The 15,260-nt window shown below is 72.4% G+C and carries 12 protein-coding genes; 6 read left to right on the forward strand and 6 right to left on the reverse strand.

Annotated elements, in window-relative coordinates; translation table 11 throughout:
- Positions 1-77: 77 nt before the first annotated feature.
- The 3 genes from menD to AC5YDV_RS04625 are packed head-to-tail and all read right to left on the reverse strand — an operon-like array spanning position 78 to position 3,789.
- Entirely contained in the window at positions 78-1,643 is a 1,566-nt protein-coding gene (gene menD / locus AC5YDV_RS04615; protein ID WP_496183189.1) for a 2-succinyl-5-enolpyruvyl-6-hydroxy-3-cyclohexene-1-carboxylic-acid synthase, read from the reverse strand.
- A complete protein-coding gene (locus AC5YDV_RS04620) occupies positions 1,640-2,587 on the reverse strand; it encodes an o-succinylbenzoate synthase (protein WP_496183230.1) in 948 nt (315 codons plus the stop codon). Before AC5YDV_RS04620 ends, menD begins: the two co-directional genes overlap by 4 nt.
- Positions 2,587-3,789, reverse strand: a complete 1,203-nt coding sequence (locus AC5YDV_RS04625; protein WP_496183190.1) for an isochorismate synthase — start codon at positions 3,787-3,789, stop codon at positions 2,587-2,589. The genes AC5YDV_RS04620 and AC5YDV_RS04625 overlap by 1 nt, the downstream gene beginning before the upstream one ends.
- Before the next feature lie 56 nt (positions 3,790-3,845).
- Here AC5YDV_RS04625 and AC5YDV_RS04630 point away from each other — a divergent pair, with 56 nt between their 5' ends.
- The 3 genes from AC5YDV_RS04630 to AC5YDV_RS04640 are packed head-to-tail and all read left to right on the forward strand — an operon-like array spanning position 3,846 to position 7,293.
- Positions 3,846-4,784, forward strand: coding sequence for a 1,4-dihydroxy-2-naphthoyl-CoA synthase (locus tag AC5YDV_RS04630; RefSeq protein ID WP_496183191.1), 939 nt, complete (start codon positions 3,846-3,848; stop codon positions 4,782-4,784).
- Entirely contained in the window at positions 4,784-5,926 is a 1,143-nt protein-coding gene (locus AC5YDV_RS04635; protein ID WP_496183192.1) for an AMP-binding protein, read from the forward strand. The genes AC5YDV_RS04630 and AC5YDV_RS04635 overlap by 1 nt, the downstream gene beginning before the upstream one ends.
- Positions 5,923-7,293: an MFS transporter gene (locus tag AC5YDV_RS04640; protein WP_496183193.1), complete on the forward strand. Its 1,371-nt coding sequence runs from the start codon at positions 5,923-5,925 to the stop codon at positions 7,291-7,293. Before AC5YDV_RS04635 ends, AC5YDV_RS04640 begins: the two co-directional genes overlap by 4 nt.
- Before the next feature lie 45 nt (positions 7,294-7,338).
- On the opposite strand, the gene AC5YDV_RS04645 is transcribed toward AC5YDV_RS04640, so the two are convergent.
- Positions 7,339-9,609, reverse strand: coding sequence for a heavy metal translocating P-type ATPase (locus tag AC5YDV_RS04645; RefSeq protein ID WP_496183194.1), 2,271 nt, complete (start codon positions 9,607-9,609; stop codon positions 7,339-7,341).
- Positions 9,606-11,603 carry a cytochrome c oxidase assembly protein gene (locus tag AC5YDV_RS04650; protein ID WP_496183195.1) on the reverse strand — a complete coding sequence of 666 codons (1,998 nt, stop codon included), beginning with the start codon at positions 11,601-11,603 and terminating at the stop codon, positions 9,606-9,608. Before AC5YDV_RS04650 ends, AC5YDV_RS04645 begins: the two co-directional genes overlap by 4 nt.
- Positions 11,604-11,797: 194 nt before the next feature.
- On the opposite strand from AC5YDV_RS04650, the gene gnd reads away from it, so the two are divergent.
- Complete coding sequence (gene gnd / locus AC5YDV_RS04655) at positions 11,798-12,733, forward strand: phosphogluconate dehydrogenase (NAD(+)-dependent, decarboxylating) (protein WP_496183196.1); 936 nt, start codon at positions 11,798-11,800, stop codon at positions 12,731-12,733.
- Here gnd and AC5YDV_RS04660 read toward each other — a convergent pair.
- A complete protein-coding gene (locus AC5YDV_RS04660; protein WP_496183197.1) occupies positions 12,718-13,272 on the reverse strand; it encodes a DNA-3-methyladenine glycosylase I in 555 nt (184 codons plus the stop codon). The two genes, gnd and AC5YDV_RS04660, sit on opposite strands and share 16 nt — an antisense overlap.
- Positions 13,273-13,368: 96 nt before the next feature.
- Between AC5YDV_RS04660 and AC5YDV_RS04665 the strand changes: the two genes are divergently transcribed.
- Positions 13,369-13,941 carry a hypothetical protein gene (locus tag AC5YDV_RS04665; RefSeq protein WP_496183198.1) on the forward strand — a complete coding sequence of 191 codons (573 nt, stop codon included), beginning with the start codon at positions 13,369-13,371 and terminating at the stop codon, positions 13,939-13,941.
- Between the two features lie 57 nt (positions 13,942-13,998).
- Complete coding sequence (locus AC5YDV_RS04670) at positions 13,999-15,258, forward strand: APC family permease (RefSeq protein WP_496183199.1); 1,260 nt, start codon at positions 13,999-14,001, stop codon at positions 15,256-15,258.
- Positions 15,259-15,260 lie beyond the last annotated feature (2 nt).

Consider the following 15,260-nt stretch of genomic DNA (forward strand, 5'->3'; position numbering starts at 1 on the left):
TTGTGTGAAGCTCCCGTGAAGCTGGGAACCGGGCAACGGCGACGCCGCGGGGGGCCACCGCACGAGCGCGCGAAGGGTCAGCCACGCCCCGCGGTGAGCGGCGGCAGGGGCACCACGACCAAGCTGGTGCCCCGGATCGGACGGGACAACACGCCGGGCAGGTCGTCCACCGCCACCCGCTCGGCCGGCACCCCGAAGCCGCGGGCTGTTGCGACCGCGTCGACGGCCTGTGGCGTGGCAAAGAAGCGGGCGAACGTTCTGGCGGGGGCCGCGGCGTGCTCCAGCGTGCCGAAGATCCCGCCGCCGTGGTCGTCGAGGACGACCACCTGGAGGTCGGCGTCCGTCTCGAGGTCGCCGCGCGCCAGACCGCCCACGTCGTGCAGGAACGACAGGTCACCGAGCACCACGCGGACCGGCTCGCCGAGTCCGGTGGCCAGCCCCCGCGCGGTGGAGACCAGGCCGTCGATGCCGGCGAGCCCTCGGTTGGCGAACACGCGCGCGGCCCGATCGGCGCCGGGAGTGACCGCGTCGAACGCCCGGACCGTGTTGGACGAGCCCAGCATGAGGACCTCCGGGGTGTCCCAGAGCGCGAGGGCGGCCCGCTGGAGGGGGCTCGGCTCCGGCGCGGCCGCCGCGTCGGCGTCCTGCCAACGCTGCAGCCAGGCGAGGTCGGACGCCTCGGGTGCGGCCGCGGTGACCGCCCCGGTGACGAGGGAGGCGGCGCCGGCGACGTCAGTCCAGCGGGCGGTGGGGGAGACCACGACGACCTCGACCTCCCGACGTCCCAGCAGGCGCGAGATTGGCCGGCTCAGGGTGGGGTGCCCGAACACCACCACGCGCTCGACCTCGTCGGCCAACCTGTCGGCGAGCAGGCGCAGGTAGTGGACGATCGCGCCCGGCGTCCGGGCCCCCGACGACGGCTCGGCGAGCAGGGGCCAGCCCGCGTCGTGGGCCAGGCGTGCGGCGTCCGGACCCGCCCCGTCACCGGCGACGGCGAGGGTGCGCCGCCCTGCGGACAGATGGGTCGGGGTGGGGGCGCTGAGAGGGGCGACGCCGAGGGGTGCGGGAAGTTCGCCGGGCGTCCAAGGGGCGTCGGGGACGAGCGGCTCGGCGAACGACACGTTCAGGTGCACCGGCCCCGGGTCGCGGGTGAGCGTGCCCAGCGCCGCCGCAACCAGCCGGGCGACGTGCCCGCGAACGGCCGCCGGGTTGGCGCGTGCGGGTAGTTCGGCGACCGCGCGGGGGGCGTCCGCGAACAGCCCCGTCTGGACCGTGGTCTGGTTGGCGCCCGTGCGATGCCACTCATGGGGGCGGTCGGCGCTCACGACCAGCAGGGGAACCCCGGCGTGGGAGGCCTCCAGCACGGCCGGGTGGAGGTTGGCGACGGCGGTCCCGGAGGTGGTGACCACCGCGACCGGCCGCGGGTCGCCGCGGTGCAGGGACGCCTTGGCGAGGCCGAGGGCGAGGAACCCGGCGCTCCGCTCGTCCACGCGGACGTGCGCGCGCACCCAGCCGGCGCCCTCGGCGTCCGCCACCGCGTAGGCGAGGGGGGCCGAGCGGGAGCCGGGGGACAGCACCACGTCGCGGACGCCGGCGGCGGCGAGCTGGGTGACGAGTTCGCGGGCCATGGCCGTCGAGGTCATGACTGCACCTCCTCCAGGTCGATCCCGGCCAGCCGGGCCACCCGGTCGAGCCGCTCGCGCCAGGCGCGGTCGACCTCGGCCGGGGCCGGGCGCACGGCGTCCGGGGTGACGCGGTGGACGGGCAGCGCGCCGCCGGAGGGGAGGAGCGGGGTGGTCGCGACGTCCGCGGTGAACATCGCGACCGTGGCCAAACCGGCAGCGTTGGTCCGGGGCAGCGCGGACGCCAGGGCAACGCCGGCGGCGATGCCGACCGACGACTCCAGGGCGGACGAGACGGTGACCGGCAGCCCCAGCTCCTCGGCCAGGGCGAGGCAGGCGCGGACGCCACCCAGCGGCTGCACCTTCACGACGATCACGTCGGCGGCCTCGGCGCGGACGACGGCGTAGGGGTCGGACGCCCGCCGGATCGACTCGTCGGCGGCGATGGGAACGGAGACGGCCCGGCGGACGCGGGCGAGGTCGTCCACGGTGGCGACGGGTTGCTCGGCGTACTCCAGGCCCCCCGCGGCCCGGTCGAGGCGGGGCAGGGCCTCGAGGGCCTCCTCGAGCGACCAGGCGGCGTTGGCGTCCACACGGACGTGCCCGGCCGGCCCCAGCGCGTCCCGGACCGCCGCGACGCGGTCGAGGTCGTCGGCCAGCGACTGCCCGGCCTGGGCGACCTTCACCTTCACGGTCGCGCAGCCGGAGGCGCGGACGATCTCGGCGGCCCGCGCGGGCCCCACCGCCGGGACGGTGGCGTTGACGGGCACGGCGTCACGCACGGCGTCCGGGAAGGGGAGCGTGGCCGCCTCGACCGCCGCCCGCAACCACGGGACGCACGTGGCGTCGTCGTAGTCCCAGAAGGGGGAGAACTCACCCCAGCCGGCGGGACCGCGCAGCAGGACCCCGTCGCGCTCGGTGAGGTTGCGGAAGCGGTCGCGCAGCGGTGAGGCCCAGGTGAGGATCACGGGCGGTCCACGGGGGACAGGGCCTCGTACATGGGCAGGAACTTGCGGGCCGTCTCGGCGAGCTCGTCGCTGGGGACCGACCCCGCCACGATGCCGCCGCCGGCGAACAGGCGGATGCCGGTGCCGTCCTCGGTGACCTGGCCGCAGCGCAGGGCGATGACGAACTCACCGTCGCCCGAGGCGTCCACCCAGCCGACGGGCCCGGCGTAGCGACCGCGATCGAAGCCCTCGAGCTCGGCGATGACCCGGAACGCGACGTCGGTCGGGGTGCCGCACACCGCGGCGCTGGGATGGACGATCCCCGCCAGGGCCAGGGCGGAGTGGCGCTGCCGGAGCGTGCCGGTGATGTCGGTGGCCAGGTGCATGATGCGGGTCAGCCGCTTGACCTCCGGGTCACGCGTGGCCACGTCGGCGACGGTGGCCAGCCGGTCCGCGACCGAGCGGGCGGCGTAGGCGTGCTCGGCGTGGTCCTTGGCCGAGGCGGCGAGTCTGGTGGCGGTCACGTCGTCCGTTCCGACGTCGCCGGTGACCGGGGCCGAGCCGGCCAGCACCTGGGAGCGGATGTGGGGGCCGGACGCCGCGATGAGCATCTCCGGAGAGGCACCGACCAACCCGTCGACGTGGAACGTCCAGCTGGAGGTGTTGGCCAGTTGAAGTCGGGCGAGCAGCGCGGAGATGTCCAGGGGGTCCGGCGAGCTCGCGAACAGGTCGCGCGCGACCACCACCTTCTCGACCTCGCCGTCGGCGATCCGGTCGACGGCCGCCTGCACGGCCTGCCGGAAGCGCTGGCGGGTGAGGGTGCCGGGCAGGAGTTCGAGCTCCTCGAATTCGTGCGGCTCGCTCGGCCGGGGGAGCGACTCGCTCGTGGGGACGCCGTTCGCGGTCACCGTCAGGACGCCTTGGGCCCAGCGGCCCAGCAGCGCCGGGACGATGAGGACGGACTCGGCCGAGGAGTCGTCGGCGAACGCGCAGGTGGCGAAGGCCACCGGGTTGGCGTCCGCGGGGAGGGTGGCGGTCCAGCGGGAGAACGCCTCGTCCAGGCGCTCGAAGCGGTCCATGCCGTGGGCCGTGGCGCGGAAGGCCTCGCCCCACCCGAGCATGGCCGTCAGGTGCTTGCCGGCGCCGGTCGCCCACACCAGGGGGAGCCCGCGGCGCAGGGAGGCTGCGAAGGGCTCCTCGACCCGGAGGGGGTCGCTCAACTCGGCCATTGTCACGATGGCTCACCTTACCGTCGCCGTGGCTAGGCTGGGGCCCCATGGGAAACCCGTTCGATCCGACCCGTTGGCGCGCTGTCGAAGGCTTCGACCTGACCGACATCACCTACCACCGGGGAATCAGCAGGGACGGGGCCGACCTTCCGGTGGTGCGCATCGCCTTCGACCGCCCCGAGGTGCGCAACGCGTTCCGTCCGCACACCGTCGACGAGCTGTACCGCGCCCTCGACCACGCGCGGATGACCTCCGACGTGGGCACGGTGATCCTGACGGGCAACGGACCCTCGCCCAAGGACGGCGGCTGGGCGTTCTGCTCGGGCGGCGACCAGCGCATCCGCGGCAAGGACGGCTACCGCTACGAGGTGGACGGCGCCGACGACGAGGCCGCCCCCGCCCAACGGCGCGAGCAGATCGACCCCGCGCGTGCCGGACGCCTTCACATCCTCGAGGTGCAGCGACTGATCAGGACCATGCCGAAGGTCGTCATCGCCGTCGTGTCCGGCTGGGCCGCCGGCGGCGGGCACTCCCTGAACGTCGTCTGCGACCTGTCGATCGCCTCCCGGCAGGAGGCCCGCTTCATGCAGACCGACGCCAACGTGGGTTCCTTCGACGCCGGCTACGGCTCGGCGCTGCTCGCCCGGCAGGCCGGCGACAAGCGGGCCCGCGAGATCTTCTTCCTGGCCCGCGAGTACTCCGCCGAGGACGCCGAGCGCTGGGGCGTCGTCAACGAGGTGGCCGACCACGACCAGATCGAGAACCTCGCGCTGGAGTACGCGCGGACCATCGCCACCAAGTCGCCCCAGGCGATCCGGATGCTCAAGTTCGCGTTCAACCTCGCCGACGACGGGCTCGCCGGCCAGCAGGTGTTCGCCGGCGAGGCGACGCGCCTGGCCTACATGACCGAGGAGGCCCAGGAAGGGCGCGACGCCTTCGTCCAACGCCGCGACCCGGACTGGACGGGCTACCCCTACTACTTCTGATGCGTCCCCTCACCTGGGGCGGCGGCGGCACGTCCGCCGCGGCAGTGCAAGCGCTCTACGACCGGCTTCGTGACTCGAGTGGACGCCCACAGGCACCGGTCATCGTCATGGCACCGTCGGAGACCGCGTTCGAGGACGCGGCGTCCCGCGTCACCCAGCCCCTCGACGGGGTCGACGTCGTCATCCAGACGTCCGGGTCGACCGATGGGCGTGGCCACCTGGTGGGCCTGTCGCGCGCGGCGCTGGACGCCTCCGCCCGCGCCACCCATGCCCGACTCGACGGGCCCGGCCAGTGGGTGACGTCGCTGCCGGTGCACGGGGTGGCCGGTTTCCAAGTGGTCAACCGCAGCGTGCTGGCCGGCCACCGTCCGGTCGTCTACGCGCCGGAGCGCGGGTTCGACGCGGCCCTCTTCGAGGATGCCCTGGCCCGCCTGGTGCCCGGGATCCCGCACTACCTGTCCCTCGTGCCGACCCAACTGCACGGAATCGTCGAGGAGGCACCCCACTTGCTGCGCGGGTTCGCGGCGATCCTCGTCGGAGGGGCGGCCCTGACGCCCGAGCTGGCCGGCCGCGCCGCAGCGGCGGGAGTCCGGATCGTCCGGACCTACGGTTCCACCGAGACCAGCGGCGGCTGCGTGTACGACGGCGTCCCCCTGGAGGGCGTGCGCGCGCGGCTCGTCGACGGGCGGATCCACCTCGCCGGGGAGACGCTGCTCACGCGCCACCTCGACTCGGCCGACCAGCCGTTCTCCGAGGACGGCTGGCTCGTCACCAACGACGTGGGGGCGTGGGAGGAGGGGCGCCTCAGCGTCCTGGGCCGCGCCGACGACGTGATCATCTCCGGCGGCGTCAACGTCCACCCCGCGCGCGTCGAGGACGCCTTGGCCGCTCTGGGCGGGCGGTGGGTGGTCGTCGGCGTGCAGGATCCCCACTGGGGACAACGCGTGGTGGCCGTCACGGACGGCGTCCCGCCCGACCCGGACGCGGTACGTGCGGCCACCGCGCACCTCGCACCCGCGGAGCGCCCCAAGGACGTCCTGACCATGCCCGTCCTCCCCCTCCGCCCCACCCACAAGGTGGATCGACGCGCCGTCGGCGAGTACGCTGCACAGAGTTTGGGGAGGGGACGTTGCACACGATGACTGCTGCGCGAGGAAAGGCTGCCCGGCGTGAGGCGGAGCGCGCCCGCACGAGGCGCCGCTCCCTCTTCGCCGGTACCGTCGGGAACCTCGTGGAGTGGTTCGACTGGGCCGTCTACGGGTTCTTCGTGCCCGTCTTCGCGGCCTCGTTCTTCCCCATGGAGGACCCATTCGCGCAGATCCTCGCGGGCTTCGCGATCTTCGCCGTGGGCTTCTTCTTCCGGCCCCTCGGCGGGGCCGTCCTCGGCTCGTACGCCGACCGGCACGGACGCCGCGCCGGCCTGACCCTGGCCATCGTGTTGATGGCGGGGGCCAGCCTGATGATCGCCTTGATCCCCACGTACGGACAGATCGGTGTCGCGGCCCCGGTGCTGCTGACGGTGGGCCGCTGCATCCAGGGCTTCTCGGCCGGGGGTGAGTTCGGCACGTCCTCGGCCTTCCTCGTCGAGAACGCGCCGACCGGACGCCGTGCGTGGGCCGGGTCCTGGCAGCAGGTCTCGGTGGGGGCGGGCACCCTTGCGGCGTCGATCCTCGCCGCCGTGATGTTCGCGAGCCTGTCCGACGACGCCCTGGCGTCCTGGGGCTGGCGCGTTGCCTTCGGGGTCGGGGGGCTGCTCGGTCTGCTCGGCCTGTGGGTGCGCATGTCGGTGCCCGACACCGAGGCGTTCACCCGCGTCAGGGACAACGGGCGCCTGGTGCGCCGCCCCCTCACGGCCGTGCTGCGCGAGCACCCCCGGGCCGTCCTGCGGGTCATCGGCCTGGTGGCGGCCGGGACAGCGCTGGTGCAGTTCTGGTTCGTCTCCCTGCCCTCCATCCTGCACCTGCACACCGGCGCCGAACTCCGCGAGGCACAGCTGGCGGCGATGCTCGGTCTGGCGCTGTTCACGATCCTGCAGCCCGTGTCGGGTTACCTCTCCGACCGCCTCGGACGCCGCCCGATGCTGTTGTTCTTCGCCATCGGCTCGGCTGTGACGTTCATCCCGCTGCTGAACACGGTCGGCGAGACGATGTCCAGCGCGCTCGTCGCCGTCTCGGTCAGCGCCGTGCTGCTGGCGGCCTACGCGGGCTCGTTGGCCGCGGTGATGGCCGAGCAGTTCCCGACCGAGGTGCGCACGGCCGGCATCTCGCTGCCCTACGGCATCGCGGTGGCCCTCTTCGGTGGGTTGTCCCCGGTGCTCGCGACGGCCATGGTCGCCCAAGGAGCCTTCTGGGTCTTCCAGGTGGTGATGGTCCTGCTCTGCCTCGGGTCCGCGGTCGTCTACTGGAGGATGGCCGAGACGAAGGACGACCCGCGCGTGCGTCCGGGGTCGTCCGCCTCCGCGGATCGCTCCCTCCCCGCGGACTTCGTGGCCAGCGCGTCCGACTTCTGACGGGGTGGGCGGTTCGGGAACGCCCGGGGCGCCGGGCAGTCCCGCTCAGCGCGCGGGGGTGAACCGCCGCAGCCGCGTGGAGTTCGACACCACGAACACCGACGACAGTGACATGGCGAACCCCGCGATGAGCGGGTTCAGCAGCCCCAGCGCCGCGAGCGGGATGGCTGCGATGTTGTAGCCGAACGCCCACACGAGGTTGCCCTTGATCGTGCGCAGCGTGCGCCGGGACAGGGCGACGGCGTCCGGGATCACGTTGAGGTCGCGGCGGACCAGGATGATGTCGGCCGACTTCATCGCCACGTCGGTGCCCGACACGACGGCGAGGCCGAGGTTGGCCGACGCCAGCGCCGCGGCGTCGTTGATGCCGTCGCCCACCATGGCGACCCGGCGGCCCTCGCCCTGGAGTCGCTCGATGACGGCGGACTTGTCCGTCGGCAGGACCTCGGCGATCACCTCGTCGACCCCCACGATGGCACCGATGGCCTCGCCAGCGGCGCGGCGGTCGCCGGTGAGCAGGACCGTCCGCAGGCCCATCTCCTTGAGGCGGGAGACGGCGGCGGTGGCCGACTCCTTGATCGTGTCGGCGACCTCGATCGTGCCGATGAGCTCGTCGCCGACCCCGACCAGGACGGCGGTGCGCCCGGTGCGGGCGGACTCCTCCAGCGCGGTCTCGACGGACGCCTCGACGGCGAACCCGCGCTCGCGGAACAGGCCCAGGTTGCCCACGAGGACCGTCGCGCCGTCGACCTGGCCGCTCGCACCGAGGCCGGGCAACGCGCTGACGCCGGTGGCGTCCGGGACCACCACGCCCGCGGCGGCGGCTCGTCGCGTGATGGCGCGCGCGATGGGGTGCTCGGAGTGGTGTTCGACGGCCGCGGCGAGGGCCAGCACGGCGTCGGCCTCGGGGGCAGGCCGGCCCTGGGCCGCCGGGAGGGCGTGGACCGACTCGACGCTCATCTCGCCGGTCGTCAGCGTCCCGGTCTTGTCGAGGACGACGGTGTCGATGACCCCGGAGGCCTCCAGGGCGTCGGGACCCTTGATGAGGATGCCGAGTTGCCCGCCGCGGCCGACGCCGACCATGAGCGCGGTCGGCGTGGCCAGGCCCAGGGCACACGGGCACGCGATGATCAGCACCGACAGCGCGGCGGAGAACGCCGCCCGGGTGCCGCCGCCGGCGAGCAGCCAGACGACCAGCGTCACGACGGCGATGCCCAGCACGGCCGGGACGAACCAGCCCACGACCTTGTCCACCATGGTTTGGACGGACGCCTTGCGCGCCTGGGCCTGCTCGGCGGTCGCCGCCATCTGGGCCAACTGGGTGTGGGCGCCCACACGATCGGCACGGACGATGAGGGCACCGTTGGTGTTGATGGTGCCACCGAGGACGGCGTCACCCTCGGTGACCTCGTGCGGGACCGGCTCGCCGGTCATCATCGAGGTGTCGACCGCGGACGAGCCCATGACGACGGTGCCGTCCGTCGCGATCCGCTCGCCTGGTCGGACGCCGAAGCGGTCGCCCACGCGGAGGTCGCCGATCGGGATGACCGATTCCACCCCCTCGCGGATGACGCGCACGGAGGTGGGGGCGAGGCGTCCGAGGGCGGAGAGGACGGACCGCGCCGACTTCTTGGAGCGCGCCTCCATGTACCGGCCGCCCAGCAGGAACGTCGTCACGGCGGCGGCGACCTCGAGGTAGAGCGAGTCGGCGCCGGCGGGTGCGATGCCGTAGCCGAGCCAGTAGCCGGTCGTGTCCTCACTGCCGAGGATGGTGGAGACCAGCGACCACGTGAACGCCGCCAGGATGCCGAGCGAGACCAGGGTGTCCATGGATGTCGAGCCGTGGCGGAGGTTGCGCCAAGCCGCCTTGTGGAACGGCCAGGCACTCCAGAACACCACGGGCAGGGATGCGACGAGCAGCACCCATTGCCAGCCCGGGAACCGCATCTGCGGGACCAGCGCCAGCACGATCGCGACGTCGCCGAGCGGAACGGTGAGGAGGGCCGCCACGATGAGCCGGTTGCGGAGCATCTTCACGCGGTCGGCGTATCCCTGCCCCTCCTCACCCTCGACCACGGGGGAGGCGCCGTAGCCCGCCGCCTCGACGACGCCCACGGCTTCGGGAGCCTGGTCGGGCGACAGTCCGAGGATCACCGCGCGCTCGGTGGCGTAGTTCACCGTCGCGCGGACCCCCGGCATCTTGTTGAGCTTCTTCTCGATGCGGTTGGCGCAGGCGGCGCACGTCATGCCGGAGACGTCGAGCTCGACACGCTGGTCGAGACCGCTGGTGACCGGGGCGTCCGGGGTGGTGGTCATGACTCGAACCGCTTCAGCTTGGCCTCGCGGGCCATGCGCTCGTCGCGCTGGGCCAACTCCGCCAGCATGTCGTTGTAGGCATCGAAGGAGTCGTCGGCGCCGACGTCCACCGCCTCGTCGATCGTGGTGGCCTCGCGGCTGTCGGAACGGAACCACTGGGCCGCCAGAGCGGCGATGACCAGGAACAGCGGGATCTCGCCCAGGAACCAGGTCGCCTGGCCGGCGATGTTCTGGTCGGCCATCAGCGCGGCGCGGTCGGGCAGCCAGGGCACTTCGATCGTCTCGTAGAACGGGCCGCCGAGCAGGGTCTGGGAGGAGAGGATGCCGACCGCGAAGACGGCGTGGAACGGCATGATCGAAATGACCAGGGCGAGCTTGAGCAGGTGCGGCAGCTGCTTGCTGGTGCGGTCGGCACCGATGATCATCGTGAAGAAGAAGTAGCCGGTCATCATGAACACCAGCAGCATGAGCTGGTGGGCCCAGTGGTACTTCATGAGCCACGCGAAGGCCGGCGTGTAGTAGACCGCGAACAGGCTCCCGACGTACGCCACCCAGGCCACGGGCGGGCTGGTCAGGAACTGCCACAGGCGGTGTGACTCGAGCGAGTCGAGGGCGTCACCGAGCGAGACGTGGTGCTCCGACGGCTGAGAGGCGGCGCGGATCAGGGCCAGCGGCGCCCCCAGCACCCCGAGCACCGGGACGAGCATGTTCACGGTCATGTGGACGACCATGTGCCAGCTGTACTGGACCGTCGAGTACTCCCACATGCCGGTGATCGCCAGGAACAGGGTCAGCAGCCACGCGCCCGCCCACGCCACGGCGCGCATCACGGGCCACCGGGTGCCCAGCTTGCGGGCGCGGACCATGCCGACGGCGTAGGCGGCCAGGGCGACGACGACGATGGCGACCCACAGCAGGTTCGGGCGGGCGATGGACACCAAGCGCTCAATGGTCGGCGCGACCGTCACCTCGTAGCCCAGGTAGTTGACCATGATGGACTGCGGCTCGAGGAACCGCGGCGTCGGGATGTGGTTCTCGGCGGTCACGCAGGTCACGTACGCGACGGCGAGGACGACGTCGCGCCCGATGCTGCCCGCCGTCCGGCCACCCACGAACTGCCGGACGGCCCAACTCAGGGCGAAGAGGCCCAGCACCACGAAGATGCCGATCGTCCACCACCCGTATTCGGTGGCCGTGATCGGGACCCCGGCCAACTGCTGCCAGGCGATGACGGCGTGCCCGGCGATGGCCACGGGCAACAGGAGCGGCACCAGCCGCTGGTAGCGCCTGACGGACGCCGGCGTCCCGCCCAGCCACGCCCCGACCGCCGCCGTCATGAGCGGGACCACCGTGAACACGACGGCGACGGCGGCGTCCGTCGCCCAGTCGTGGTTCAGGCCGACCGTGACATTGCCGGTGACCGTGACGAACGCGATCGCGACCACGCCGGCCACCAAGCCGATCAGGCTCGTGGCCCAGTGCCGGCTCACGTAGGACGCCACGACGATCGCGACCGCGACGAGGGCGGACGCCAGCCAGGCCAAGCCGGACGGGGAGGCCCACAGGAACGTCCACCACGCGCCCGGACGCATGGTGACGCCGATCGGGACCCCGTTGACGTAGGCGGGGTTGGCGAAGGTGTTCAGCACCGATGCCGCGAACCACACCTGACCGAGGCGTCCCGCCCATCGCAGCAGGCGGTGCCCGGCGTCGGCGACCAGGTGGTCGTCGTCGCGGGGGGTGAAACTGACGATGGCGGCCAGCGCGCCGAGCGTGCCGAAGGCGGCCAGCCGGGCGGTGAGGTCGCCGACGAGGGAGATCAGGCCCGTCACCTCGTCGGCCTGGATGCGGGCCGGCAGCGGCGGACGCGTCGCCAGGCCCAGACCCACCCACCAGACCGCCAGGTAGGCCGCCACGACGGCTCCCGCCAGGGACAACAGGACGGCGGTGCTCCGTCGGCTCGGAACGGTTGACGACGGCTGCGGCGTGCTCACGAACTACCTCGATGGATCAGGGGGACCGAGGCAGGGGCATCGGCCTCGGCCGAGAGTCTAGTCCGCGCGGCTGCCACTTCCCGACACGGTGCCCGCTCGGACCCGCTGGTTCCGTGGCGTGCCGTCCGCGCCCCCACTAGGCTCGCGGCGTACGACAGGCGACAAGGAAGTGCCAAACGACGAAGGGGTGCATCATGCAGCTGGGGCTGATCGGACTGGGCAAGATGGGCGGGAACATGCGCGAGCGCCTGCGTCGCGCCGGCCACACCGTCATCGGCTACGACACCAACCCGGAGATCTCGGACGCCAAGGACCAGGCGGACCTCGTCGCCCAGTTGACGGACTCGCCTCGGGTCGTGTGGGTCATGGTCCCCGCGGGCAAGGTCACACACGCCGTCATCGGCGAGTTGGCCGGGCGGCTGTCCGAGGGCGACATCATCATCGACGGCGGCAACAGCAAGTGGACCGCCGACCAGCGCCATGCCGAGGAACTGGCCGCCCGGGGAATTCGCTTCGTCGACTGTGGCACCTCCGGTGGCGTCTGGGGCCTCGAGAACGGGTACGCGCTCATGGTCGGCGGCTCGGCGGACGCCGTCGCCGCGGCACAGCCGATCTTCGACGCTCTCAAGCCCGAGGGGGATTTCGGCTTCGTGCACGCGGGCGAGGTCGGTGCGGGCCACTTCGCCAAGATGGTGCACAACGGCATCGAGTACGGCCTCATGCAGGCGTACGCCGAGGGCTGGGAACTGCTGGAGAAGGCGGACATCGTCACCGACGTGCCGGCGGTCTTCGAGTCGTGGCGCGAGGGCACCGTCATCCGTTCCTGGCTGCTCGACCTGATGGTGCGCGCCATGGACGAGGACCCCCACCTCGACAAGATCGAGGGCTACGCCGCCGATTCCGGCGAGGGCCGCTGGACCGTGAACGCGGCCGTCGACCTCGGCGTCCCGGTGCCGACGATCTCGGCGGCGCTGTTCGCCCGCTTCGTCAGCCAGCAGGACGACAGCCCGACCATGAAGATGATCGCCGCGATGCGCAACCAGTTCGGCGGGCACGCGGTGCGCTCCGACGCGGACGGCGTGCCGCCGGCCCCGACGAAGGGCTCGACCCCGGGTCAGGCGCACGCCTGACCACCGGCGTCGGGCACCGCGGCCCCCGGGCCGCGGTGCTCCAGGATGCCGATCGCCTGCATGAGGGCGAACATCGTCACCGGGCCAACGAACACGAAGCCATGCTTCTTCAGGGCCTTCGACAACGCGACCGACTCCGGTGACTGGCTGGCGTCCGCGCCCAGGGTGGGATCGTCGGGCCGGAACGACCAGGCGAGTTCGGCCAGGTCGACTCCGGCGTCCGTCATCGCCGCGGTGGCGCGCGCATTGGTGATCGCCGCCTCGATCTTGCGCCGGTTGCGAACGATGCCCTCGTCGCCGAGCAGCCGCTCGACGTCGGCCTCGGTGTAGCGCGCCACGACCTCGGGGTCGAAGTCGCTGAACGCCGCACGGAAGGCGGGCCGCTTGCGCAGGACGACGGCCCACGAGAGCCCCGACTGAAACCCCTCCAGCACGATGCGTTCGTAGACACCCGGCGTGTCCCGCACCGGCAAGCCCCACTCGTGGTCGTAGTAGTCGCGCATGAGGTCGCTGGCCTCGGCCCAGGCTGGTCTGTCCATGCCCAGACAATAGGCAGGCCCTGTCGCCGGCGGGGGATGAGCCGAAACCCTGTCACGGCCGACCCCGCAGTGGGACCATGACTGCAGGAGGCCGCCATGAAAGCCGTGTCGCTGTTGCAGGTCATCTACTCCTTCTTCCTGGGCCTGGTGGTCGTGGGGCTCGTGGCCATCGGGATCAACACGTTCCATCCCCAGCCGCGCTGGCCCGAGTTCCCGTACGACAAGTTCGACGGCGCCCCGACGCCGGAGCAGATGGCGGAGCAGGAGGCCGCCCAGCGCGCGGCTCAGCTCGCGCAGGAGCAGTGGTCGCTCACCACGAGCATCATCCTGCTGGTTGCCGCCACGCTGATCCTCGCCGTGTCGCTGTGGCGTCCGGCCCGCATGGCCGTGATCTCCAACGGACTGTTGCTCGGCGGCATCTTCACGATGATCTACGCCGTGGGGCAGTCGATGTCGAGCGCGCAGGGGCAGTTGGCCCGCTTCTTCGTCGCCCTGGCCGCGCTCGTCGTGACCGTCGGCATCGGGTACCTGACGTTCATCCGCCGCTCCCCGGCCACTGAATCGCTGCAAGCCGGCCACGCGGACGCCGAGGACCTCCGCCCGCTCGGGGAGCGGGTGTCGTCGCTGGAGCGCCGGTTGGACGCCCTGGGCCGGGCCCTGCAGGACTGAGCCCTCGGGGCAGACCGGGTCACCCTCCGGTCACGCGGACGTGGTTACAGTGCACCGGTGACCCAACTCGCGCGCCGCCTCAACCTCACCGACGCCGTCGTCATCGGCCTCGGATCGATGATCGGAGCGGGCGTCTTCGCCGTCTGGGCCCCGGCCGCGTCCGCAGCCGGGGGAGCGCTGTTCATCGGCCTCGCGCTGGCCGCCCTCGTCGCCTGGTGCAACGCCACCAGTTCGGCCCAGTTGGCAGCCGCGTACCCGACCTCGGGCGGCACCTACGTCTACGGGCGCGAGCAACTCAACGACTGGTGGGGGTTCCTCGCCGGATGGGGCTACGTGATCGGGAAGACGGCCTCGGTGGCCGCCATGGCGCTCACCTTCGCCGCCTACCTGGTGCCCCAGGGCTGGTGGCAGCGGCCCCTCGCCGCGCTCGCCATCATCGCCCTGACGGCCGTGAACTACCACGGTGTCTCCCGCACCGCACGGCTCACACGGATCATCGTGACGATCGTGCTCGTCGTCCTCGCGGGCGTCGTCGTCGCCACCTGGACGGGCTGGACGCCCGCCGCCTGGGCGACCGTGCGGCTCGACGCGTCCGGCCCCTACGGCGTGTTGCAGGCGGCCGGGCTGCTGTTCTTCGCGTTCGCCGGCTACGCCCGGATCGCCACCATGGGCGAGGAGGTCATGGAGCCTCGCCGCACCATCCCGCGGGCGATCATCGTCGCGCTGGTCGGGGCCCTGGTCGTGTACGTGCTGGTCGGAACCGGCATCGTCGGCGTCCTCGGAGTCGAGCGCACCGCCGCGAGCACCGTCCCCGTGCTGGACGCCGTGGCCGCCGGCCCGGCGCCCTGGCTGGGACCCGTCGTGCGGATCGGCGCCGCCATCGCGGCCCTTGGTTCGATGCTGGCGCTCGTGGCGGGCATCGGACGGACGTCGCTGGCGATGGCGCGCAACGGGGACCTACCGCGTCCGCTCGCGGCGGTGCACCCGCGGTACCAGGTGCCGCACGTGGCCGAGGTGACTCTCGCCGTCATCGTGTCGCTGGTGGTGCTCTCCGTGGACCTGCGCGGCGCGATCGGGTTCTCCTCGTTCGGCGTCCTGCTGTACTACTTCGTCGCCAACGCGGCCGCGTTCACCCAGACCCAAGGGCGCCTGTACCCCAAGGCGGCCCAGGTGCTCGGCATGGTGCTGTGCGCCGTCCTCGTGGTGACGCTGCCCTGGCCGTCGGTGGTGGTGGGTGTGGCCGTCTACCTCGTCGGGGTGGTCACCCGGCTCGTGGTACTGCGCCGTCGCAAGGGTGTGCGACAGAACCTCGGGTGACG

It is taken from the genome of Propioniciclava sp. LT432, assembly GCF_059515965.1.

Excerpts from the sequence above, each read along its gene's own strand:
- menD (WP_496183189.1), bottom strand. The coding sequence starts at position 1,643 with ATGACCTCGACGGCCATGGCCCGCGAACTCGTCACCCAGCTCGCCGCC.
- AC5YDV_RS04630 (WP_496183191.1), top strand. The coding sequence starts at position 3,846 with ATGGGAAACCCGTTCGATCCGACCCGTTGGCGCGCTGTCGAAGGCTTC.
- AC5YDV_RS04635 (WP_496183192.1), top strand. The coding sequence starts at position 4,784 with ATGCGTCCCCTCACCTGGGGCGGCGGCGGCACGTCCGCCGCGGCAGTG.
- AC5YDV_RS04640 (WP_496183193.1), top strand. The coding sequence starts at position 5,923 with ATGACTGCTGCGCGAGGAAAGGCTGCCCGGCGTGAGGCGGAGCGCGCC.
- AC5YDV_RS04645 (WP_496183194.1), bottom strand. The coding sequence starts at position 9,609 with ATGACCACCACCCCGGACGCCCCGGTCACCAGCGGTCTCGACCAGCGT.
- gnd (WP_496183196.1), top strand. The coding sequence starts at position 11,798 with ATGCAGCTGGGGCTGATCGGACTGGGCAAGATGGGCGGGAACATGCGC.
- AC5YDV_RS04660 (WP_496183197.1), bottom strand. The coding sequence starts at position 13,272 with ATGGACAGACCAGCCTGGGCCGAGGCCAGCGACCTCATGCGCGACTAC.
- AC5YDV_RS04665 (WP_496183198.1), top strand. The coding sequence starts at position 13,369 with ATGAAAGCCGTGTCGCTGTTGCAGGTCATCTACTCCTTCTTCCTGGGC.